12 protein-coding genes and 1 tRNA gene are annotated in these 23,821 nt (G+C 69.6%); 10 read left to right on the top strand and 3 right to left on the bottom strand.

Going from position 1 to position 23,821, the window contains the following annotated elements; translation table 11 throughout:
• Window positions 1-338: 338 nt before the first annotated feature.
• Window positions 339-411 (bottom strand) — tRNA-Cys (locus OV287_RS46710).
• A 161-nt stretch (window positions 412-572) separates the two neighbouring features.
• Here OV287_RS46710 and OV287_RS46705 point away from each other — a divergent pair.
• Genes OV287_RS46705 through OV287_RS46675 form a run of 7 tightly spaced genes read left to right on the top strand, consistent with a single transcriptional unit; the run spans window position 573 to window position 9,874 of the window.
• On the top strand, window positions 573-1,973 hold the full coding sequence (locus OV287_RS46705) for a hypothetical protein (RefSeq protein WP_267540545.1): 1,401 nt from the start codon (window positions 573-575) through the stop codon (window positions 1,971-1,973).
• Window positions 1,974-1,987: 14 nt separating this feature from the next.
• The gene (locus tag OV287_RS46700; protein ID WP_267540544.1) at window positions 1,988-2,983 is read left to right on the top strand and encodes an AAA family ATPase; all 996 of its coding nucleotides are present in this window, start codon (window positions 1,988-1,990) and stop codon (window positions 2,981-2,983) included.
• Window positions 2,976-4,802, top strand: a complete 1,827-nt coding sequence (locus OV287_RS46695) for a hypothetical protein (RefSeq protein ID WP_267540543.1) — start codon at window positions 2,976-2,978, stop codon at window positions 4,800-4,802. The genes OV287_RS46700 and OV287_RS46695 overlap by 8 nt, the downstream gene beginning before the upstream one ends.
• Window positions 4,799-5,782, top strand: coding sequence for an ABC transporter ATP-binding protein (locus OV287_RS46690; RefSeq protein ID WP_267540542.1), 984 nt, complete (start codon window positions 4,799-4,801; stop codon window positions 5,780-5,782). Before OV287_RS46695 ends, OV287_RS46690 begins: the two co-directional genes overlap by 4 nt.
• A complete protein-coding gene (locus OV287_RS46685) occupies window positions 5,779-7,281 on the top strand; it encodes an ABC transporter permease (RefSeq protein WP_267540541.1) in 1,503 nt (500 codons plus the stop codon). Before OV287_RS46690 ends, OV287_RS46685 begins: the two co-directional genes overlap by 4 nt.
• Complete coding sequence (locus tag OV287_RS46680; RefSeq protein WP_267540540.1) at window positions 7,278-8,144, top strand: DUF58 domain-containing protein; 867 nt, start codon at window positions 7,278-7,280, stop codon at window positions 8,142-8,144. The genes OV287_RS46685 and OV287_RS46680 overlap by 4 nt, the downstream gene beginning before the upstream one ends.
• Window positions 8,141-9,874 (top strand): vWA domain-containing protein, encoded by a 1,734-nt coding sequence (locus OV287_RS46675; protein ID WP_267540539.1) that lies wholly within the window; start codon window positions 8,141-8,143, stop codon window positions 9,872-9,874. Before OV287_RS46680 ends, OV287_RS46675 begins: the two co-directional genes overlap by 4 nt.
• 440 nt (window positions 9,875-10,314) lie before the next feature.
• On the opposite strand, the gene OV287_RS46670 is transcribed toward OV287_RS46675, so the two are convergent.
• Window positions 10,315-11,682 (bottom strand): D-arabinono-1,4-lactone oxidase, encoded by a 1,368-nt coding sequence (locus OV287_RS46670; RefSeq protein ID WP_267540538.1) that lies wholly within the window; start codon window positions 11,680-11,682, stop codon window positions 10,315-10,317.
• Window positions 11,683-12,173: 491 nt separating this feature from the next.
• Here OV287_RS46670 and OV287_RS46665 point away from each other — a divergent pair, with 491 nt between their 5' ends.
• The 3 genes from OV287_RS46665 (at window position 12,174) to OV287_RS46655 (ending at window position 20,047) form a co-directional block, all read left to right on the top strand.
• A complete protein-coding gene (locus OV287_RS46665) occupies window positions 12,174-16,331 on the top strand; it encodes a protein kinase domain-containing protein (RefSeq protein WP_267540537.1) in 4,158 nt (1,385 codons plus the stop codon).
• A 269-nt stretch (window positions 16,332-16,600) separates the two neighbouring features.
• Complete coding sequence (locus tag OV287_RS46660) at window positions 16,601-17,158, top strand: hypothetical protein (protein ID WP_267540536.1); 558 nt, start codon at window positions 16,601-16,603, stop codon at window positions 17,156-17,158.
• 135 nt (window positions 17,159-17,293) lie between these two features.
• On the top strand, window positions 17,294-20,047 hold the full coding sequence (locus OV287_RS46655) for a VWA domain-containing protein (RefSeq protein WP_267540535.1): 2,754 nt from the start codon (window positions 17,294-17,296) through the stop codon (window positions 20,045-20,047).
• A gap of 9 nt (window positions 20,048-20,056) precedes the next feature.
• Here the strand turns inward: OV287_RS46655 and OV287_RS46650 are convergent, their stop codons facing one another.
• Entirely contained in the window at window positions 20,057-23,641 is a 3,585-nt protein-coding gene (locus tag OV287_RS46650; RefSeq protein ID WP_267540534.1) for a hypothetical protein, read from the bottom strand.
• Window positions 23,642-23,821: the final 180 nt, after the last annotated feature.

The raw sequence follows: 23,821 nt of genomic DNA, 5'->3' as shown, positions 1-23,821 counted from the left end.
GCGGAAATTTTTGAGTCCCAGTTGACGCGTTTCACTCTCAGTGTTGCTGCGGACTGAATTGCCGGAGATGGGACCGGAGCGGGAAGCGCCGCGGGCCGCCATCGGGCGCTCCTGGGTGGATCAACTCGGAGCGGGGATTTTTATTCACGGGGCTGACGTCCGGAGGGCTGCCGGCCGGATCAACCATCCCTGTAGCACGCGGGGTTGGCGTCTCTCGGCGGAGAGCCAACGGCGCTGCGCGTGGACGTGACGAGCCGGGGCCTGGGCATCGGCGGCAGCGAGGAGCCGGGCAGCCAGGGCGGGCAGTTGCAGCGGTAGCCACGCGAGCGGGGTAAAGGTGGAGGCCCGTCCGGGAGTTGAACCCGGCAACAACGGTTTTGCAGACCGCCGCCGCCCCGGGCGGAACGGGCCTCATCGAGCCTCCGAGGTGTCCCTCGAATCGCTCTGAGAAAAGAGACGGCGCGTGCACGGAGTCCTGACAGGCGATGGAACCCGCACCGGGGTTGCCGTGTCTCACGGGGCCACCCCTGTCTTGTGGAAGGGCGGCCGACTGTCCGAGACTCAGAGCCCTCATGCCCGCCAGCGATGAACGCCGCCTGCAGGCCCTCATCCTCGCTCCCGTCCGGCGCGTGCGGCGGCGCCTCAATGCCGTCATCTGGGCCGAGGCTGCGGTGGCTCCTGTGTGGGCTGCCGCCACTGGGTGTGTGCTGGCCCGGCTGCTGTGGCGTGAGGCCCTTCCCTGGGTGCTCCCGGTGCCGCTGCTCGCCGCGGGCGCGTGGTGGTTCGTCCGGGCCCGTGCCCGGGGCGTCTCCCTGGCATACGCGGCGGTGCTGGCGGACCGCTCGGCCGGCGCGGGCGGGCTGCTGCTGACGCGGCTGGAGCGCCCCGTGGGTGAGTGGGAGCTGTCCGCCAACCAGTACGCCCGCGCGGTGACCCTGCCTCCCGTGGCGTGGAAGCGCCCGGCCGGGGCGTTGCTCGCGGCGTTCGCCTTCCTCCTGGTGGGCTTCCTCCTGCCCCTGCCCGCCCGCCAGGTGCGCCCCGTCAACGCGGCCGCCGCGGCGAAGGTGGCCTCCGTGCAGGCCAAGGCCGAGGCGCTCGCCCGTGAGGAGCCGCTGGGCACTCCGCTGGAGGAGGAGCTGCGCCGGCTGTCCGAGGAGGTTGCCGAGGGCCGCTTCGACGCCGCCGACTGGGAGGCCTCCGACAGCCTGGAGAAGTCACTCGAGGCCCGCGCCGCGAAGGCCGCCGCCGAGCTGGCCGCCGCGTCCGAGGCCGCCCGGGAGTTGGAGGAGTCGCTGGATGCCGCCACCGGAGCCGAGGCCGCCACCCGGGAGCGCGAGGCCCTCGAGCGCGCGCTGATGGCGCTGGGCCCCGACAAGGCCGCCCAGTCCCAGCAGGGCCAGGAGAATGGGAATTCTTCCTCCTCCCAGGGGAGTGGTGGCCAGGGGGCGGAGGATGGGGGCACCGGCTCCGCTCAGGCGAGGCAGGGCGGTGGCTCCAATGGAGGCTCGCGCTCGCGCGATGAGGTGGCCAGCCTGCGCGAGACGCTCGAGCGCCGTCAGAGTGAACTGGAGCAGCGCTTCGGTCAGGGCTCCGGGCGTGGACGCTCGCGGCCGGGGGATGGAGAGGGAGAGGGCGAGGGGCAGGGACGTCAGGGGGGTCATGCGAGCCGCCAGACGCGGCCGGGCAAGGGCGGCGCGGGACGGGGCGGAGAGAGCCAGCCGCTCGTCTTCGGCGACAAGGCGGAGATGGATCCGGAGCGGCTCGCCTTCAAGCCGCTGCCGCAGGGGCAGGGCGGCGAGGCACAGGGACTGTGGGGCCTGCGCTCCGCGGACCCGGATCGGCGCGAGGGCGGCGGTGGCGGCGGCGGGCAGGGGACGGGCGCCCAGGGCGATGCGGAGGCCGGACATTCGGCGGGGCCGCTGCTGCCCCGCAACCGGGACTTGGTGAAGCGGTATTTCGGGGGGGAACCCTAGGAGAGGAGTCGGCCGTGTCGGAACTGTTGAGCCCCGCTGAGGTGCAGGGCGCGGTGGAGAGGGTGGCGCAGCTCCAGAAGGGGCTGAACCAGGTGTTGCTCGACCAGACGCTGGTGGTGGAGCAGGTGGCGGCGGCGGTGCTCGCTCGCGGCCACGTGCTGCTGGAGGGCCTGCCGGGCCTGGGCAAGACGGAGCTGTGCAAGGCGCTCGCGCGGCTGCTGGGGCTGCCCTTCCGCCGCATCCAGTTCACCCCAGACCTGCTGCCCGGCGACATCACGGGTACCTACGTCCTCGAGGGTGAGGGCCGCCGCGACTTCACCTTCCGCGAGGGCCCCCTCTTCGCCAACGTGGTGCTCGCCGACGAGATCAACCGCTCCAGCCCCAAGACGCAGTCCGCGCTGCTGGAGGCCATGCAGGAGCGCAGCGTGACGGTGCTCGGCCAGACACGCCCGCTGCCCGACCCCTTCTTCGTGCTCGCCACCCAGAACCCCATTGAGCTGGAGGGCACCTATCCGCTGCCCGAGGCGCAGCTCGACCGCTTTCTCTTCCGCGTCCAGGTGCCGCCGGTGGGCGCGAAGACGCTCACCACGCTGCTCACCACGCGCGTACGTGGCACTCCGCCCGCGCTGTCGCCGGTGACGGATGCCGAGGGCCTTGCCTCCCTCTTCGCCGCGGTGGACCGGGTGCACCTGCCCGTGCCGGTGGCGGACTTCATCGGCCGGCTGGTGGAGGCGAGCGACCCGCGAGGCCCGGGTGCTCCGGAGCCGGTGCGCCGCTTCGTGCGCTATGGAGCCAGCCCTCGTGCGGCGCTGGCACTGGCCGCGGCTGGACGGGCGCTCGCGTTGATGCGGGGCAAGCCCAACGTGGGCTTCGACGAGGTGGTGGCTGCTGCCCCTGCCGTCCTCAACCACCGGCTGGTGCTCGCCTACGAGGCCTCGCTGGAGAAGGTGGGCGCCCTGGACGTGGTGCGCGCGCTGCTCCAGTCCGTCCCTGAGGTGTCCCGTGCATGAGCGTCTTCCCGCCGCGCTCCTCGCCCTGCTGCTGTGCGCGAGCCCCGCGTTGGCCGCGTTCGAGCCGGCGGCGGCGGTGGCAGTGCCGGACGAGGAGGAGTCCGCTGAAGGAGAGGAGGGCTCCGAGACGCTCAACAAGAACTGGGTTCCCGGCTACCAGGAGGTGTCTGGCCAGGCGGTGAATGTGTCCGACGGGGACCTGCAGGCCACCGTGGTGAATGGCCCGCTGCGCCCCTCGTGCGGCTACACCCCGTTGGAGGTGACGCTCCACAATCCGGGTCCCACGCCTCGCACTGTGAGCATCCGTGTGGATTCCCATGTGAGCATGGGCCGCGCCGGGGTCACCACGCGGCAGGTGGAGGTGGGCCCCCGCCAGCGGCTCTCCGCCTGGCTTCCCGTTCCCATCTCCGGGCGCGGTGGCATGGTGCGCCTGGACAGCCTGGGGGCCTCCTTCCGGCCCTTCTCCTTCTACTCGGTGGACCCGGTGGGCCAGCCGGTGCTCGTGGTGGGCTCTGAGGAGGCCTTTCAGTCGGGCACGAAGCTGCCCCGCGTGAAGGACAAGCCGAAGCTGTCGGTCCGCTTCATCGCGCCGGGGGACGCGCCGCGCGAGCTCGCCGCCTACGTGGGCTATCCCATGGTGGTAGTGGCAGGGGATGTCACCGCGCTTCCTGCGGACGCGTGGAGCGCGCTCGAGGCCTATGCCTCCACCGGTGGCTATCTGGTCCTCCTCCGCCCTCCGCGTGACGTGGCGGGACGCCTGCCGCTGCTCGCCCGGACCTCCTCGGGCGTGAGCCCGAACCCCTACGGATTCGGCAGGGTGCGGGTGTGCGGCAAGGCCGAGGAGTGCGGCTCCGGGCTGCTCTCCGACGTGAACCTCATGGAGGAGCCGGAGCGGGGCCACGTGGGCGTCGTCACTCCCGCCGGGCCTCCGCCGAGCTGGCAGCGGGGCTTCGGCAGCAGCCGCCACCTGCTGAACGACGGCGAGGTGCCGCTGGTGCCCGGAGTGCAGGCGCCAGTGGGCCGCTTCCTCTTCCTCATCACCCTCTTCGTGCTGGCGGTGGGGCCCGGGGGTCTCGCGCTCGCCCGGCGCAGGGGACCCGTGGCGTTGCTCATCGCCGTACCCTCGGTGGCGCTCGTCACGTGTCTGGCCATCGTTGCCTGGTCCGTGCTCGTGGAGGGCTTCTCCGTCCATGCCTCCCGCTACAGCCTCACCTGGCTGGACCGGGAGCGGGACCGGGCGGTGACGGTCGGTCTCGGCGGTTACTACGCCAACCTGGAGCCGGCGGGGGTTCGTGTTCCGGCGCAGGCTGTGCTCCTTGGGCCCGGTGTGGACTGGGACACGCAATTCCCGGATGCGGACTGGACGAACGGCATGGTGGTGTCGGGCGGCTTCCTGCCCTCGCGCACCTACCGCGAGTGGGGCGAGGTGGCGGTGGTGCCCTCACGGGCCAGGCTCACCGTCCGGCGCGAGGGACAGGGGCTGCGCGTGCAGAACGCGCTCGGCGCACCGCTGGCGGCGGGCTACGTACGCTCCGGCGGCAAGCTGTGGCGACTGCCGGCGCTCGCCGATGGTGCCGAGGGCGAGGCCACGCTGGCGCCCGCTTCCGATGACAAGATTTCCTTCTCGGAGTTGGTGGCCTTCCCGGAGCCAGTGAAGCGCCGCTTCTCCCGCGTGCCCTGGCAGACGCTCAACGCGCCCCTGCTGGAGGGAGGGTTCGCCGCGAAGCTGGAGGGGCCGGGGCCGGCACCCACGTCGGCGCTCGAGGTGGAGCTGCACGAGGGACTGCATTTCGTGCACGGAAGGGTGGACGGACCATGAGCCTGCTGGAGGTGAAGGGACTGCGGCGCGACTACGGCGCCCTGCGCGCGGTGGACGACGTGTCCTTCGAGCTGGAGGCGGGCACCATCCTGGGCTTCATCGGCCCCAACGGCGCCGGCAAGAGCACCACCATGCGCATCCTCGCCACGCTGGACACGCCCAACGCGGGCCAGGTGACGCTGGACGGGCACTCCCTGGTGGACACCCCGGACAAGGTGCGCCCGCTCATCGGTTACATGCCGGACCGCTACGGCACCTACGACGACGTCACCGTCCTCGAGTTCCTCGACTTCTTCGCGCGTGCCTACGGCCTCCAGGGCCGAGCCCGGGCGAAGCGCGTCGCCTCGGTGATGGAGTTCACCGGGCTGATTCCCCTCCAGGACAAGCTCACCAGCGCGCTCTCCAAGGGTATGAAGCAGCGCGTGGCGCTCGGGCGGACGCTGCTGCACGACCCGAAGCTGCTCATCCTCGATGAGCCGGCGGACGGCTTGGATCCGCGCGCCCGGATTGAGTTGCGCGAGCTGCTGCGCGCGCTCGCCGACCAGGGCAAGGCGGTGCTCATCTCCAGCCACATCCTCACCGAGCTGGCCGAGATTTGTGACACCTGCGCCATCATCGAGCAGGGCCGGCTGCTGGCCACGGGCAAGGTGGCGGACATCCTGGCGCAGGCCTCCGGGACGGCGGTGGCGGAGCTGGTGGTGCGCTTCTTCCCAGGCGAGGAGGGCGAGGCGGTGTGGGCTCGCGCCGAGCGGTTGTTGCTGGAGCAGCCGCGGGTGAAGCAGGTGGCGCGCGAGGGTGACGCGCTGCGGATACGGCTGGAGAACGAGGGCGGCGCGGCGGCCGGAAACTGGGTGGACGAGTCGGCGGCGCGGCTGCTGGCGGTGCTGGTGGGGGCGGGCGTGCCCGTGTGCGCCTTCAGCCATCGCGAGCGCAACCTGGAGGATGCGTTCATGCACGTGACGAAGGGGAGGGTGGCGTGAGCGCGCTTGCCACGGACACCGCGGGCAGCGCCCCGCGCGAGGAGACCCAGCCTGGTCTGTTGGAGCGACTGGGCGACAGGCTCAACCCGCTGGTGGTGAAGGAGGTGCGCCAGGGCGTCCGCTCCCGCATCTTCTGGGTGAGCTTCGGGCTGATGCTGCTGGCCTGCTTCATCATCTCCATGGTGGCCTACGTCTCCACGCGGGATGACGGGTTCTCCACCCAGGGGCAGGCGTTCTTCTTCGCCTTCTACGTCTGCCTGGGGATGGTGCACTTCTTCATCATCCCCTACAGCGCCTACCGCTCGCTGGCGCGTGAACGGGAGGACGAGACGTGGGTGCTGCTCATCCTCACCGGCCTGGGGCCCCGGAGGATTCTCCGCGGCAAGGTGGCCTCCTTCATGGTGCAGGCGGGGCTGTACGCCTCCGCCGTGGGGCCCTTCCTCCTCTTCAGCTACTACCTCAACGGCATCGACCTGCCGTCCATCCTCCTGGTGCTCGGGCTGGGGGCCAGCTGGCTCTTCTTCCTCACCGTGGTGGCGGTGTGCGCGGCCACGCTCGCCGATGGGCGCATCGGGCGCGCCATGGTGAACCTCGTCCTGCTGGGCACGCTGGGCCTGGCGCTGCTGTACGGCCTGATTGCCGCCTTCGCCCTGAGCGAGCAGGGCTTCCGCTCCATCGTGCGCGACGATGACTTCGCCATCGCCACCAGTGCCTTCCTCTGGGCGATGCTCTCCTACGGATGGCTGCTCTTCGAGACGGCCGCCGCGCGCCTGTCGCTGGCCACGGAGAACTACACCCACGGTCCGCGGCTGGCGTTCACCCTGCAGACGCTGATCTCCGGCGTGCTGCTGCTGGGATTGTGGCTGACGGATGTCCGCTCGACGGGTAACGCCACGGGAGCGAGCATGCTGGGGTGCTTGCACCTGGCCGTCATCGGCATCTTCGTGGCCACGGACGTGGACGGGCAGGCCCGAGCGTTGCGCGCCGCCACGCGCCCCTGGTCCCTCTTCCGCCCGGGAGCGGTGCGGGGCTTCCGGCTCGTCCTGTTGCTCCTGCTCGGCTGGACGGCGCTGTGCCTCGTGTTCTTCTCCATGTCCACGAAGAGCGACGCCTCCGAGGCCCACCTGCTCACGGTGCTCGCCGCGCCGGCTTATGCGATCTTCTTCCTGTCGCTGCCGCTGCTGGTGGGACGCCTGCCTCGCTCGGACCGGCTCGCCGCTCCGGCGGTGGTGCGCGTCCTCTTCTTCGCGCTGGTGGGCCTGGCCGGAGCGCTGCTGCCGTTGCTGGCCCTCCTCTTCGACCAGCGCGCGGATGACCCACTCGTCAACCTGCTCAACCCCTTCATCGGGTTGGATAACTTCAGCGACTACGACTACTCGCTGAACGAGTCGAAGATGAACCTGGGGCTGCTCGCATGCGTGTGGGTGGTGGCCACGCTCGCCGCGTTCTCCGCGGACCGGGCCCTCGTGGAGCGCGAGCACCGGGCCCACGCCTCATGAGCACTCCCCAGGACTTCGACGAGGCGGAGGTGGCCCGGTTGGCCCCGGGCCTCGCCCTGGCACTGCCGCGCACGCCCCATCGGGGCCGGGTGGGCGAGGTGCGCGCGGCCTCGGCCGGGGCCTCGTTGGAGCTGCACGACTTCCGTGCCTACCAGCCGGGAGACGACCTGCGGCAGATGGACTGGAACGCGGTGGCGCGTACCGGCGACCTGATTCTGCGCGTGCGCCAGGACGAGGTGTCCCCGCGCCTGGAGGTGTTGCTGGACGGCTCGCGCAGCATGGCGCTGTCGCCGCGCAAGGCCGGGTGCGCACGCGAGCTGGCGCTGCTGGCCACGGAGGTGGGCGCCCACCAGGGACTCAGCCCCACGCTGCTGGTGGGTGGCGCTCGTCCGGAGCGCGTGCAGGGCCAGGTGTGCCGCTCCGCCCTGCGCTCGGCCACCTTCGACGCGAAGGATGACCTGCACGCTGCCCTCGGGCGTCTGCCGCCGCTGCGCCCGTGCGGCCTGCGCGTGGTGGTGAGTGACTTCCTCTTCGAGGCACCGCTGCCGGCCCTGGTGTCGCGGCTGGCGCAGGGGGCCTCGGCCCTCTTCCTGGTGCAGGTGCTGGACGCGGAAGACATCGAGCCCACGGGCGGCGAGGGTGCACGGCTGGTGGACGCGGAGAGCGGCGCGGCGCTGGAGGAGCTGCTCACCGAGGAGGTGCTGGCCGCCTATGCGAGGCGTTTCGGCGAGCACCAGAAGTCCCTCGGGGCGGCGGCCGTGAGAGCCCGAGCGGTGCACCTGGTGGCCCCCGCGCCCCAGGCCCTGCGTGTGTTGGTGGCCGGAGCGCTGCGGCCTCTCTTCCTCCCGGCGGGGGTGGCATGAGCTTCGGCTTTCCCTGGGGACTGCTGGTGCTGGGCGCGCTGGTGCCGCTGGTGGCGGCGTACTTCCTGCGGCGCAAGCAGAAGCCGGTGGTGGTGAGCGCTCTCTTCCTCTGGCGCACGCCCCGCCCTCGCGCCGAGGCCGGCCCGCGCTTCGAGCGCTTCACTCGCGAGGCCTCGCTGCTGCTGGAGGCGCTGGCGGTGGTGGCCGCGGCCCTCTTCCTCGCGGACGTGCGCCTGGGCGAGGACGCCCGGACGCGGCACCTGGTGCTGGTGGTGGACGGCAGCCTCTCGTTGTCGGCGCGCGGTGCGGATGGACGCCCCGTGCTGGAGAAGGTGCGCGCGGAGGCGGCCAAGCGTGTGGAGGAAGAGAAGGCCACGAGCGTGACGGTGCTGGCCAGTGGCACGGTGCCGCGCGTGCTGGCGGGGCCGGAGGCGGAGCCCTCGCGGGCGCTGGCCGCGCTGGAGTCCTTCCGGGCCCTGGGGGCGGACCATGACGTGGCGCCCACCCTGCTGGGGGCCCAGGAGCTGGCGGGTCCGGGACGGCGCGTGCACTTCCTCACCGACGCTCCACCGGCAGAGGGCATGGCCGTGCCCGCGGCGGTGCGCTGGACGGCCCTGGGGGCACCTCGGGACAACGTGGCGCTGGTGTCCGCGTGGCGCCGGGACGAGGGCTCCACGGCCACGGTGACGCTGCGGGTGGCTCGTTTTGGCACGGGGCCCGAGGAGACGGAGGTGCGCGCGGTGGCGCGGCCCGGCCCGGGTGCGAAGGAGGGCACCGAGCGGCGTGAGCGCGTGCGATTGCCCGAGGAGGGTGCGGCCACGCTGCGCTTCACCTTCGAGAACGCGGGAGACGTGGAGGTGTCCCTGCCTCAGGACGCATTGCCCGAGGATGGCGAGGCCCGCCTCCCGCCCGCCCCGGAGCGGCGGGTGCGTGTGGCGCTGGCCGAGGGACTGGATGCACAGGCGCGCTCAGCGCTGGAGCGCTTCCTCGCGGTGTCGCCCGGCGTGGAGCAGGGGCCCGGAGAAGGGGCGCTCATCATTGGCCCCCGGGGCTCGGACGCGCGGGTGACGGTGGGCGCGGGCGGGGCCGTGCGCACCTTCGTGGGCCCCTTCTTCGCGGAGAAGGGCCACCCGCTGCTGGATGACGTGCAGCTCGGCGGCGTGCGCTGGGCGGCCGGTGCTGAGTCACCTCCAGGCCGGGCCCTGATGACAGCGGGCACGGTGGTGCTCCTCTCCGAGGCGGAGGGACAGGTGCACCTCAACGTGGACCTCTCACGCTCCAACGTGCAGCGCACGCCCGCGTGGCCGGTGCTGCTGGGCAACCTGTTGCGCGAGGTGCGGCGCTCGCAGGAGGGCTTCCCCCGGAGGCAGCTCTCCCTGGGCGAGTCCCTGGCGGTGGTGACGCGCTCGGGTGCTCGCTACACGCTGGAGGGCCCGGAGGGAACGCGGCCCCTCTTCGGCGCGGGGGCACTGAGCCTGCCGCCTCCCGCCGTGCCCGGCCGCTACACGCTGGAGCGGGACGGCGAGCCGGTGGACGCGGTGGAGGTGCTGCCTCTGGATGCGCGGGAGTCGGACCTGCGCGGGCGCGGCGAGGGCGACAGGCCCGCGGATGCGGCGGGGAGTGACGAGGAGGGAGGCGCAGCTCCCGGACGGGCGCGCTGGCCGCTGCTGGTGCTGCTGGCGGCGCTGCTGGCGGACTTCCACCTCACGCGCCGTACGGAGGTGAAGTGAGCTTCTCCCTCCTCTCGAAGACGTGATCCCCTTTCCGGTACGGGATGAGATCCGACTGTGTTTCATCGATCAGCGTGAGCCCGGTGAAAGCCATGCTGCGGTTTGGGCTGCGTGTCCGCGGGCAGCGGAGTGAACCAGTGGTCGCACACGCAGTACTGCCTGGCCAGGAAGGATGTCATCCAGGCTCCGTTCGAATCGACGTACCCCATGGGAGGCGAGTCCTCCACCCGGTCCTGGGTGTAATGCCCTGTCTCGATGTCACGTTCATGAATTCCCCTCGTGCCCATCGTGTCCCCTGGGCCAATGCCGCGCCGGAAAGCAAAGGCGCCCAAAGCGGCAGAAGGAAGGCGCCCCTCCTCGTGACGCGGTGCCGGCCGCGAATCTCCTGGACCTCACTGGAGGGGGGGACAGGTGCTCAGCGTAGGACGGTGTAGCCACGCTCAAGGATGCAGCCGGTCGTCCAGGTACGGATTCATGAACAGGGGATGGGTGAGCTGCTTGAATTGCTCGCAGCCTGGGTAGTTCTGATGGACGAAGTCGTGGTCCATGGCGTTGATCTTTCCCCAGTGGGCCTTGAATTGAACCTGGGCATCGGTGAGGTGCTTCCAGAGGCCTTGGAGGTGCTCGTCGATCCCGTCCCTCTCCTCCTGGGTCGTGCAGACGTCGGTGAGGTACATGAAGTTGAACTTGACGACATAATCCAACCCGGGCCAGTTCCACGGCGACATGTGGTAGCCGTCCGTCTTGGTCAGCCCGATCTCGATAGGCAGGTTCGGCCAGCCGTGGGCCTTGAAATACGCCTTGCAGAGGTTCCGGACGTTGGGCAGGTCCTTCGGATCGAAGCTCAACTCCGCCATCGCCACACGGAGAGGCACCCGCCTGTCCACGGGGATCATGTTGCGGAGCGGTCCGGCCGCATCCTGTGTGACGTAGATGCTGGCCATCAACCCGTAGACCAACTTCTCGAAGGGCCCCAGCAGGGGGCCACTCGCGCCGCCGCTGAACAAGTCCCAGAAGTTGAAGACGAACTGCAGCACGTTCACTGCCTGGTCTGGCGGGTAGTCTCCGTTGGGAACCGCCTCGGAGCTAGAGATCTTCGTCGCCGTCCACAGCAGGCCCACATCCATATCGGGGAGCCAGTCGATCCTCCAGAAGTCGTACAGCTTCGAGGTCGCATCGACGTCGTCCAGGACGTCGTTGAGGGGGACGATCTCCTGGGTGGTTTTGAAGAAGGGCTCGTCGATGAGTGAGAACTGCATCTTCGTGATGATCCCGAGCGCACCGAGTGAGCAGACCACCGAGGAGAACTCGGGCTGGCCCTTCGTCACGCGCTTCACCACGACGTAATCGTTCGCATCGTAGGTGACGTACTCGACCCACTCGAGCAAGTCGAAGATGGCATACTTGGACGAGGCCGGAGCCGTATTGGTCGTGAGGAGCCCCGCCAGCGTCTGCGCATCCGTGCCGCCCGTCGCCTCGAGAGACTTGTTCCGCTTGCTCAGCTCCAGCAGGAAGTCATGCAGCTTCCAGTTGGAGGACACCGTGACCTTGGTGTCATTGTCGCTGAATTCGAGCTCCAGGGGCATGGCGCTCGTGTCCAGGATGGCATCGGACTCGAGGATCCTCGCGCACGAGTGCAGACCGCCCGGGACACGGATGCGTTTGCCCTTGAATAGACCCTGCGCAATGAGTTGCAGGAACCCCTCGAGCTCCTCCTGGTCCTGAGGCTTGAAGTACAGGCTCGGCTCGAATGAGGCGACGCCGGACCAGTCCTCGATGGCAGGGACGCTGCTCGCTCTCCCAGGCACTTCAGCGAACGCGAAGTCCAGACCCGAGGATGGGACGACCCGACCGGAAGGCAAGACGATCAGGCCCGAAGACGGGACGACCCGGCCCGAAGGCAAGACGACCCGGCTCGAAGGCAATACGGCCCGGCCCGAAGAGAGCCCTCTTACGAATAACAGCTGTTCGAACTCTCCTGGCATGCGCCTACTCCCCTGTCATGTTCTCGTGACGGCTCACGCTCGGCCCTCCCTCTTCCGCCATCTCGCGCCCTATTCCTCGAAAGCAATCCTTCGAGGTAGGTGTGGCGGGCCCTTGGAGACCCAAGAGGGAGTCGTTGTGAGTCATGAAGAGGGAGGTGGAACGTCCCCGTTGTGAGCGGATGAGCACGCGCTGGCAGCCTTCCTGCCCGGCGAGCCCACTCCCGAGGCCCCTCCCCCTGACCGCTCTCCCGAGGGACGGACGGCAGGGGTTCCATCCCTTCCAAGGTGCACATCGTATCTGGGCGGGGATGGGTATGAGCCGAAGCGATGATGACAGTCAGGGGACCGGGTCTGACTTCGGAGACTCCTTTCTGCATGAAGTGCTCGAGTCCTTCCCCCTCCCGCCCATTCCCCAGCCCGGAGAGCGGCTCGGTGGGACGGACGGCAGGCGATTCGAGATCCTCGGGAAGCTCGGCAGGGGAGGCATGGGGCTGGTCGTCCGTGCCCGGGATGAGCTGCTCCAGCGTATCGTGGCGCTCAAGTTCATCTCTCCCGGGCGGGAGTTCACCCAGGAGTCGCTGGACAGGGTGCTCCAGGACGAGGCCCAGCTGGTTGCCCAGCTCGATCACGAGAACATCGTCCGCATCTTCGATGTCTCCGAGTGGAAGGGCTCTCCCTTCCTCATCATGGAATGTCTGGAGGGACAGTCGCTCTCGGAGTTGTTGCGGCGTGGGCCGCTCGAGCTCCCCCGTACGCTGCGCATCCTCGACGACATCACCGCCGGACTGGCGCATGCCCACTCGCGTCACATCATCCACCGGGACCTCAAGCCCAGTAACGTGTTCGTCCTGCCGGACGGGCGGGTGAAGCTGCTCGACTTCGGCCTGGCCCTGCTCGTCTCTTCGCTCGGGTCAACGCAGGCCCGCTCGGGGACGCCCGCCTTCATGGCTCCGGAGCAATGGCGAGGGCAGCCCCAGGACATGCGCACCGATACCTGGGCGGCCGGGCTGCTGCTGTACGAGATGCTCACCGGAGAGCTGCCCTATTCCATCAAGGAGTACCGGGCGCTGCGCGAGCAGGTGGTCTCGAGCGAACCCGTTCCCTCGGTACGGGGACGCCGTCCGGATCTGCCCGAGCCGGTGGAGCGGTTCCTGGCGCGGGCGCTCGCCAAGGAGCCCGCCAGGCGCTTCCAGAGCGCACTCGAGATGCGCGAGTGGCTGAGGGAATTGGAGTGGAGCCTGGCTCCTTCCGACGAGCTCCCTCCCCCGCGCTTCATCTCCCATCGCCGGCAGGTGTCGTTGGTGTGCTGCCGGCTCTCGGGGAGCCTGGTCTCCTTCGAGCCCGAGGACCTGAGCGACCTGCAGGCGACGTTCCATCAGGCCAGCGCACGCATCCTCGAGCGCCATGGGGCATGGGTGGCGCTGCGCATGGGGGACGAAGTGCTGGGCTGCTTCGGCTGTTCGCTGGCCCGGGAGGATGACGTCCTGTGCGCGGTGCGGGCCGCGCTCGTGCTGACGCGGCTGGCCGAAGAGCTGCCCCAGGCCGCCGAGACCGGGCTCACGGTGCAGGTGGGCGTGCATACGGACATGGTGGTGCTGGACGTGTTCAATCCGTCCGGGGTGCAGGGGCACACGCCCTCCATCCAGGGCGATGCCCCTCGCATGACGATCTGGCTGGCCGGACAGGCGGCTCCGCACACGGCGCTCCTCAGCGAGAACACGTGGCAGGGAGTGCGAGGCAACTTCGTGACGGAGCCGCTGGGCCAGCGGGTCTTCTCCTCCTCACGGGGGGCCGTGCGGTTGGGCGTCCACCGGCTGGTGGCCGAGCGGCTGGAGACCACCCGCTTCGGGCGGGCACGGTCCCGGGGCCTCACTCCGCTGGTCGGCCGGAGCGCCGAGCTGCGCCAGTTGCTCGCGAGGTGGGAGCGGACCCGCCAGGGAGAGGGCGCGGTGTTGCTGCTCAGCGGCGAGGCGGGAATTGGCAAGTCCCGGCTCATCCAGGAGCTGTGTGAGCACGTCGAGGCAGAAGGGGTGTCCTGCGTGTCCAGCCAGTGCTGGCCCCAGCTCAGTCGCAGCGCCTTCCACCCGGTGCTCGAGTGGGTGGTGCACCTGCTCGGGTTGGCTCCGGAGGACCCGCCCGCACGGCGCTGGGCGTGCCTGGAGGAGGGGCTCGGGGGGCTCGAGCTCCCCCATCCGGAGGCCCTGCTGTTGCTCGGTCAGCTCCTGGGCCTCCCCCTTCGCGAGGACCTGCCCCCCCTGCTGCTGTCACCCGAGCTGCAACGGGAGCGAACCCTGGAGACGCTGGCCTCCGTCCTGCTGCGGCTTCCCGCGAGGATTCCCCAGAAGGGCGGGCCGGGCGCGCTGCTCCTCGTCCTGGAGGATCTGCACTGGGCCGATCCCTCCACCCTGCAGCTCCTCTCCTTGCTGCGCGAGCGCATCGAGCGGGTGGGGCTGTGCGTGCTGTTGAGCACGCGTCCCGAGCTGCGGCTCTCCTGGGGGAGTCACCCCCACTTCCATCCGCTCATGCTCGAGCGGCTCGAGACGGACGAGACCGCCGAGATGGTGCGGCGGCTCGCCGGGAATCAGGCCGACCTGTCCGCACGGACGGTCGAGTTCCTGGTGAAGCAGACGGAAGGCAATCCCCTCTATGTCGAGGAGCTGACCCGCATGGTGCTCTCGCGGGCTCCCTCCGACGGCGGGGCGCCCCCGGAGGAGGGCCCGCTCCCCGTCACCTTGCAGGAGCTGCTCCTGGCCCGGTTGGATCCGCTTCCCCAGGAGCAGAAGGAGTTGGCGTGGATGGGCGCGGTGATGGGCCGCAGCTTCACGCGGGGGCAATTGGCTTCCCTCTCCGAGCGAGAGGAGGGCTCGCTCGACAGGGAGCTCGAGGAGCTGGTCGAGGCGGGGCTGCTCCTGCACAAGTCAGAGGGCCCGGTGCCCCGCTACGAGTTCAGGCATGCCCTCATCCGCGAGGCGGCCTACGAGTCCCAACTGAAGTCTCGCAGGCAGCGCTACCACCACCGGTTCGCCGCGCTGCTGGAGAACCCGGGCGTGGGATGTACCGCGGCCCCGCCCGAGCTGATTGCCCACCACTACACCCAGGCGGGGGAGTTGGAACCGGCCATCCGGTACTGGACCCAGGCTGGGGAGCTGGCCCTGCGGCGCTCGGCCTTCGAGGAGTCCGTGAGTCATCTGGAGATGGCGCTCCGGTTGTTCCAGCGCCTGCCCGGAGCGGCCCGGAAGGTGGAGGAGGAGCTGCGGCTGCTGGTGCTCCTCGGGCAGGCCCTGATCACCACCCGGAGCTACGCGGTGCCCGAGGTGGAGCGGCTCTATGCCCACATCACGGAGCTGTTCCAGGAGGTGAAGGACATACCCCTGCTCATCGCCGTCTGCAGACACCTCTTCAACCAGAACCTGATGCGGTTGAACGTCCCGCTAGCGGGCAAGCTCGCGAAGCAGATCGTCTCGCTGGGCCAGCGCGTCCACGAGCCCCAGCTCCTGAGCATCGGCTGGTTGCTGGGAGGAATAAACCAGCTCATCCAGGGCAACCCCATCGAGGCCCAGCAGCAGCTCGGCGAGGCCCTGGCGTACGGCGGCTCGGGTCTGGAGCGGGAGCCCCAGGCGCTCGGCATGCTCGAGCCGGAGCCGCTGGCGATGGCCCTGGCCTATCAAGCCCTGACCCTGACGATTCGCGGCGAGCAGCCAAAAGGGCAGCAGCTCCTCGAAGCCGCGTTCCAGCGCAGCGAATGGCTGTCCCATCTCTATACCCACATCCTGACGAGCCATGCGGCCTGCATCCTCTATCAGATGCGGTTCGATGTTCACCGGTTGCTGGAGATGACCGAGCAGGTCATCTCCATGTACGAGCAGAACCAGTTCCCGAGCCGGGAGTCCTGGATGCCCGCCCTCCGCGGCTGGGCGCTCGTATGGGCAGGCAAGCGGGACGAGGGCTACGCCCTGTTGCTCGCGGGGCTCAAGGAGTTGAGCCAGGTGGGCTCGGAGACGGGCCGGCCGTACCTGCTGTGTCTGCTCGCGGATGCGCGGCTGAGGATCGGGTTGATTGCCGAGGGGCTGGCCGCGGTGTCGGAAGGGCTGGCCTGGGGAGAGCGGACGCAGCAGCACATGGAGGATGCCGAGCTTCACCGGCTGCGCGGCGAGTTGTTGCTGCGCACGGAGGAAGCCGCCCAGGCGCCAGCAGAGTTCCACGAGGCCATGCGGCTGGCCCGGCAGTCCGGAGCACGCTGCATGGAGCTCCGGGCGTGCCTGAGCCTGTGCCACCTGCTGCGAGCACAGGGGCTCGGCCGGGAAGCGCGGCGATTGCTGGAGGAGCTTCTCGATTCCTTGCCCCCCGGCCTCGACTCCCCGGAGCTGCGGGTGGCCCGGGTGGTGCTCGGCAGGCTCCAGGAGGCTCACGCCGAGCCGGATGTGAGTGATGGGTCCGTGTTCGATACGCCCTGGGACGTCCAGCACAGCTGACCCGGGAGGTCGAAGGTGAACACCGACCCTCGCGGCGCTCGGAGGTGAAGTGAGCTTCTCCCTGTCGTGAAGTCACCGGCCAGACTTGTGGCCGGGCCGTCCACCCAGCACTGAGTCAGTGGACTCTGGAGCTACACCCCAATCCCTCCGCACAGAGGGCCCAATGGTCCGGCACGGGACATGCTCCGGCTCGGAGCGCTACATCCCGGTCGCCCGAGTGTCGGCGGTGCGAACGGTGACGCGCTCCCCTCCGACAGAGAACCCCCTCCATGAAGGCGTTCCGCTACATCGCAGGCATTCTTTTCTCGCTGACCCTCTTCTTCGGTGCTGATGCGTCAGCGCAGAGCTGCACGAGCCTGGTGCAATCCCAGTTCACCTGGATGCAGCAGGGCGGTGGCTATTACGTCAACGTCACGGGCGTGACGCTGAAGCCGGCTACGGGGTCGGTGGGGCCGGTGGCCTCGTCCTTTACGGGCTACCTGGACGTCGTGGTGCCCCAGAGCTGGTACTACAACCCCTCCACGGGGGTGTTCACGCGGGTTCCCGCCCGGCTGACCAGCCCGGCCAACAGCGGCCGCCAGGTCTTCAACGACCGGAGCTATCTCTCGACGCAGGGGGGTGTTTCGCGCTGGCAGAACTACTCCGCCTTCGCGCAGGACAACATCCAGCTCGAGTTGGACGACACCGGGAAGGCGACCGTCATCCTCAACAGCTGGAGCAACACCCGGGTGGTCATCAACTCCCCCACGTGCACGGGCAACGTGTTGACCGGCTATTCCGGGTCCGTGCTGCATGCCTTCACTTTCGAGCAGTTCTATCTGGGCTGAGCCGGGCATCCGCATCACGGCACGAGCGGCGGGGTGGCACTCTCTGTCACCCTGCCTTCGCCGCCCCCTTTTTCGGCCAGAGCCGGGTGGGTAGCATGGCGTGACCTTCTCCGAGAGAGCCTGGTCCCTTCCCGAATGAGCTTCTCCCTACCGCAGGCGCTGGTGCTCCTCGTCCCGCTGGGCCTCTTCCTGTGGAAGCGAGGCCATCGGCCCGGCCCGCCCATGGCACTGCGGTGGGCGCTGCTGCTGCTCGTGGTGGGAGCGCTGGCCGGACCCGAGTGGGTACTGCGCCACGCGGGTAGCGACGTGGTGGTGGTGGTGGACCGCTCGCGCTCCATGCCGACTGACGCGGGGCGCGTGGCCTCGGAGTTGGTGGGCCTGCTGGAGACACAGCGACGGCCCGGGGACAGGGTGGGCGTCATCTCCTTCGGGCGCGAGGCCCGGGTGGAGCAGCCGCTGTCGGAGGCAGGGCGCTTCGGCGGCTTCACCCGGCCGGTAGATGCGGAGGCCTCGGACCTGTCGGTAGCGCTGGACGCGGCGGGCGCCCTCATTCCTCCAGGCCGCACGGGCCGGGTGCTGGTGGTGTCCGACGGACGGGCTACCGGCGCGGATGCTCGGGGCGCGGCGCGGCGGCTGGCGGCCAGGGGAGTCGCCGTGGACTTCCGCCACGTGGCGCGCGAGGACTCGCCGCTCGACCTCGCCGTGCTCTCGCTGGACGTGCCGGCCGCGGTGAAGGCGCACGAGCCCTTCCAGATGACCGGGGTGGTGGTGGCCTCGGCGCCCGTCACCGGCACGGTGCGCCTGGAGCGCAACGGCCGTGTGCTGGTGAAAGGGCCCTTCGAGTTCCAATCCGGACCCAACCTGCTGCCCTTCCGCGACCTGGTGGAGGAGCCGGGCCTGGTGGCCTACCGGCTGACGGTGGAGGCGCCAGGGGACGGCGTGGTGGAGAACGACGTAGGGCAGGGAGTGCTGCGGGTGGAGGGGCCGCCCCGGGTGCTGCTGCTCACGGCGCAGCCGGAGGGCACGCTCGCCAAGGCTTTGCACTCGGCGGGGCTGTTGCTGGAGGCGCGCGCGCCCTTTGCCCTGACGCTCGATGACCTGGATGGCGTGGGCACGGTGGTGCTGGAGAACGTGGACGCGAACCAGCTCGGCGAGCCGGCGCTCCGCTCATTGGCCTCCTACGTGGAGCAGGCCGGTGGCGGATTGGTGATGACGGGGGGCCGCTCCAGCTTCGGCGAGGGAGGTTACCGCCGCTCGCCGGTGGAGCCGTTGCTGCCGGTGTCGCTGGAGATGCGCGAGGAGCAGCGCCGCATGGCCCTGGCCATGAGCGTGCTGATGGACTGCAGCTGCTCCATGGGCGCGACGGTGCCGGACGGGCGCACGAAGATGGAGCTGGCCGCCGAGGGCGTGGTGGGCGCGCTCACGCTGCTCAACGAGAAGGACGAGGTGTCCGTGCACATGGTGGACACCGCCGTGCACGAGATCTTCCCGATGAGCCCCGTGGAGAACGGGCTGCCGCTGGACGAGGTGTCGCGAGGCTTCAGCGGAGGAGGAGGCATCTACGTCGGCGAGGCCCTGCGCGAGGGGCGCAAACAGATTCTGCGCAGCGACAAGACCACGCGGCACGTGCTGCTCTTCTCGGACGCGGCGGACTCGGAGGAGCCGGCCGACTACATGAAGACGCTCGCGGAGCTGCAGAGCCAGAAGGTGACGGTGTCCGTCATCGGCCTGGGCTCGGAGAAGGACTCGGACGCGGCGCTGCTCAAGGAGATCGCCACCCGGGGCGGAGGCCGCATCTACTTCGCGGAGGACGCCACGAGCCTGCCGCGCATCTTCAGCCAGGAGACCATCGCCGTGGCGCGGGCCACCTTCGTGGACGAGCCCGCCTCACTCGAGGCTGCGCCGGACCTGCCGCTGCTCGGAAAGCTGCCAGCGCTGGGCTTGCCGCAGGTGGGTGGCTACAACCTCACGTACCTGCGGCCGCGCGCGAGCGTGGCCCTGAGGACGTTGGATGACAACGCGGCGCCGGTGCTGGCGCTGTGGCCACGTGGCTCGGGGCGGGTGGTGGCCCTCATGGCGGAGGTGGACGGTGAGTTCACCGGCGAGCTGCGCACCTGGAGCGGGCTGCGCGCGGCGCTGGAGGGCATGGTGCGCTGGAGCATGGGCGGCGCGGGCGAGGCGGGCGAAGCGGTGGCGCGCTCGGAGCGGCGGGGCAACCTCCTGCGGGTGACGCTGGACTTCGCGCCGGGAGAGGCCTTGCCGGGGGCGCTGCCCTCGCTGGTGCTGCTGCCGGGAGACGGGCAGGGCTCTCCGGTGGAGCTGCCCATGCGCTGGGAGGACGAGGACCGGGTGTCGGCCGAGTACACGCTGCCAGGCAGCGGCACGTGGCACCCGGTGGTGAAGCTGGGCGCGCGGGTGCTGCGGGCGCCTCCGGTAACGCTGCCCTACGCGCCCGAGTTCGAGCCCGGAAGTCCCCGAGAGGGACTGGAGGTGCTGCGCGGGGTGGCGGCGGTGGGCGGAGGCCTGGAGCGGCTGTCCATGACGGGCCTCTTCTCGGACGCGCCCGAGTCCGAGGGACGCGTGGCGCTGGCGCCCTGGCTGGTGGGCCTGGCGGTAGCGGTGCTGCTGGCGGAGGTGGCGGTGCGCCGCTTCCTGTCGGGCCCGAGGCTCCGGCGCGCCGTGGCTGCCTCCCCGGCGGCCGTGGCGGTGCCGGGGATGCCGGCTCCTTCCGCCGCGAGCGCCTCCCCGGTGAAACCGGAGTCCGGGGCTGGCCCCTCGCTGGAGGCCCCGGCCGCGGCTCCGCAAGAGGCGAAGCCACGCGAGGAGCGAGGAGTGGATTCGGCGCTCGAGGCCGCCCGCGAGCGGGCCCGCCGCCGCCTCGGGCGCTGAGGTCTTCCTTCACTGGTGCATCGGCGGCTCGGAAGCCTGGGCCTCACTGGAAGCCGAGGCGAGCTCCGGTTGCCCGGCCGTGCGCTCCGTGGGCGTGAACCGCCGGACCAACCAGTACTTCCGCCACTGTCTGGTGGTCCTCCCGGGCCAGTCCAATGTCGGGTGCTCGTCGAGCTCGCCGTCGAGTGATTCGAGCACCTGCCGCAGCGGTTGTTCGGGCTCCGCGAAGCCATGGGACCGGTAGAGCTGCACGTCATCCGCCCACCTCTTGCGCCGGGCGGCCGAGGCGTCCGGGTCCACGAGGAGCCGCACCGCCAGGATGCAGTCCTCGTGAGCGTCCGTGACGTAATCGAGCAGGCTCTTGTCCGAGTGGAGCAGGCTCAGGAAGTCCTCACCGATGCCAGCCCCCCACAACCCGGGCGGCACATAGAAGTCATCGCCCTGCCACACCAGGAGTTGTGTGTCCGATCTTCCTTCCCTGTAGCTCAGCCGGCTCCCATCGGCATGCCGGGTGCGCACGATGAGCTGGGCGGCCTGGATGTGGTACTGGGGCTGCCCTCCGTATGGCATGTTGAGCTGGTAGGAGATGAGCGACTCCGGGCGGGCAGGTGGCACGTCATGGGGGGGCCGGCCCCGCTGCTCGCGCCAGCACCGCATCGCGAAACCCCGCACGTTGGTGAGCTGTCCGAGTTTCCCCCGCACCATGCCGGGAAGGCTGAAGTGCTCCTCGAGGAAGAGGGCGAAGCGCGGCGAATACTGCGTCTTCAACAGAGGCCACCAGGTCCGGAAGAGCGGAGCGTAGGCCCAGCGCGCGAAGTAGTTCATGACCCCCGTGTAGGTGGGGTGGTTGTAATGGATGTCCAGCCTCTCCGAGAGGAACACCTCCTCCATGAAGAGGAGCGCGCGCCGGAGCAGGTGGAGTGCTTCGGCCAGCTTCCGGGCACTCGGGACACCCTGCTCCCTGCTCGAGTGCCGGGTCGGTTCACCCGGGTGCTCCCCGAGCTGCTGCTTGGCCTGCTCGTCCAGTTCCGTGATTTCGTTGAAGACCTGCCGGAACAGCGTCCGGCCGCTCCTCTCCTGCAGCAGCGTGTCCAGCGACGCGGCTTGAGCCGCCAGGCGCGCATAGCGCTCCTCATATCCGGCGGGCACGGGCAGCCAGTGGTGACGGGCGCGGGTGAAGACTTGCGCGGCCACGGGCTGCTCCCCCTTGGACTCCAGCTCCTTGCGCATGGACCGGAAGGCCGTGAGCGCGGCGTGCTCGCCGAGCCGGCGGTACGCCTCCCATTGCGCCTCGTCGTAGAACTGATCTCCCGTCGACTCGTGGGGAAATGCCGCGTTGCGCGCCTTGTAGTGGGTGATGTCCGGAGGCTCATTGCCCAGCAGGCTGGGCTTGATGAGCAACAGCACTCCGGTATTGCCGTCCGGGTACTCGATGTCCCCGGCGACGATCGTCTGGCGCGACATTCCATCCGCTCCCGGGCGCAAGGCCGAGAGATCGATGCGGAGCTCCACCTTGAAGTCCTCGCGCACGCGCCGCACCGCGTTGGCCAGGTCGTTGAACTCGGCATTCGTGTCCATGCCGCAGTCGGCCACGAGGATGAACTGGCAGCGCCGGCGCACCAGCTCGTAGAGCGCCAGGTTCTCGAAGTGGCCTCCATCCGAGAGCAGCACGTGTTCGCTCTGGGCCCGGGACCGCCCGAACAGCTCCGCGTAGAAGGGCTCTCCCACCCAGATGTGTTTCTTCTCCGGACTTCGCGCCCGGGTGGGATGGTGACACCACATGCCCAGACGGAGGTTGAACGCGGTCATGAGGAAGGTGACGGCGGGTCCCATCCGCATGGACATGGAGCCCATATGCGAGTTGAGGGCCGCTCCAGACGCCGTGATGGCCGACGCCAGGGTCGGCACGAGCGCGCCTTTTCCCATCTCCTCCCATCTCCTTCCATCTCCTCCCACGGAGAAGCCCAGGCACGAGAGCACCGCGCTGGTGGCTCCCCGGTAGAGATTGAGCATGGGGTCTTCCGGCGTGAGATCATTGGCCGCGCAGCAGATGAGATGGAAGGGCCCGGACTGGTACTTCAGCTCGTTGAGGGGCAGGTCATCCTTCTCGTGGGGCTCGCTCTGGCCCTGCGCCATTCCGTGGGCCGCGCCGATGAAGGTCCGCGCGATGCGCGAGCGGTAGAAGGCATGCAACCCCACGTTGTTGGGCTCGAAGAAGAGCAGGGTGAACACGGTGATGGCGGCCGCCACCAGCGCGGACACGAGGAGCCAGCCCAGGCCTTTCGCCTCGGTCCTCTGCAGCAGCCGCACCATCCCGAGGGCCAGCAGGATGAGGATGGCGTACGCCAGCAGTTGGGGAAGGAGTTCCTTGACCTTGCTCTTCCGGGTGGGCTTGACCGGTTTGCTCGCCTGCCTGCCGAAGAGCTGCTGCATCTTCGCGAACAGCGTCGCGAGCGCCAGGATGGACCCCACCCATCCCGTCCGCAGCAGCGCCTGGTAGTCCGGGTGGTATCCGATGAATTGCCCGATGACCCAGAACGCGGAGAACACCGACCAGAGCGCCGCGAGGATGAGCAGCCGGCTGATGATCCGATCGGATGCGCGCTCCTTCTGGTGCTGCCACTGTTGAGTCCTCCGCCGCGACAGGCTCCATCGTCTCAGCACGAGCACTCCCACCGTTGCCACCCAGGCGAGAGCGGGTGCGAACACGTAGCGCCACGCTCCCATGTACCAGCTCATGTCGTAGAGGAGCCAGACCCAGACTCCGAGCACGACGACGGACGTTGTCAGCGAGGCTGTCAGGTAATGGCGGGCGCCACTCTGCGCGGGAGTCGGGCCGGGAGTCTCCTGGCCGCGGACCCTCTTCACCCGCTCCTCCTGCGCGAGCAACAGCCGCTCGCAGAAGTTCAGCCACGCGTACGTCACCAGCAGCATCACGGCGCCCGAGAGGATGAACTGGAGGGGGGGCCGTGGCTGCCCCGTCCTCCATTCGGGGACCAGGAGACAGGCGAGCGCGTACCAGCAGAGGAGCGCCAGCACGATGATGGCGAGCGCGGCGAGGAGCGCCGGGATGATGGCGCTCAGCACCGAGGTCATCATCCTCCCCGTGTCGGGGCTCAACAGCCCCAACCGGGGGCTCAGGAAGTTGCTGAACTCCCGCAGGTGGCGCACCTCGGCGAGATGCGTCCCGCGGGACCGCTGCTCTTCTTCGGGGAAGAGCCTTTCCCTGCCCGGGTCGCCGGGAGCCGGCTTCTGCCCGTGGTAGTGCCGCCACGCGGTCCAGAAGCCACCGATGTAACCCCCTCCGGAGACGGTGGCGAGGTAGTCGAACATCCCCAGCAGATTCAGTTGGTGCAGGCCCTGCAGCAGTCCCAGGTTGAACGTCGCGCTGCGCATCCCTCCCCCCGAGAGGGCCAGCCCACACAGCGCACGGGGCGGCTGGGGGATGCCGCCCGGCCCGTCCGCGGGTGGCTGCCTTCCGTCGCCTGGCGGGCTCTTCTCCCCGGTGCTTTTCTTCTTCAGGAAGTTCTTCTCGTACTCCAGGACAATCCGCTGACCGCAGACGGGCTCCCCGGGGTCTGGTGCGGTGCTCATGTCGACTCCCTCGAATGCCGTGCGAAGAAACGTGACAGCCGAAGCCGGTCATCACGGTAGGCATTCGTGCGACATGCGAGGGATTGTCTCGGGGCAGGACCCGACTGTCTTCTGGTCTCCGAACTTCTAGAAAAACGAGAAAATCATCCTTTTGGATGCTAGGACGCGGCCTCCCCCCGC

The sequence above is a fragment of the Archangium lansingense genome, assembly GCF_026626635.1.
Lineage (GTDB): Bacteria > Myxococcota > Myxococcia > Myxococcales > Myxococcaceae > Archangium > Archangium lansingense.
This window is presented reverse-complemented; position numbering and strand designations above follow the sequence as displayed.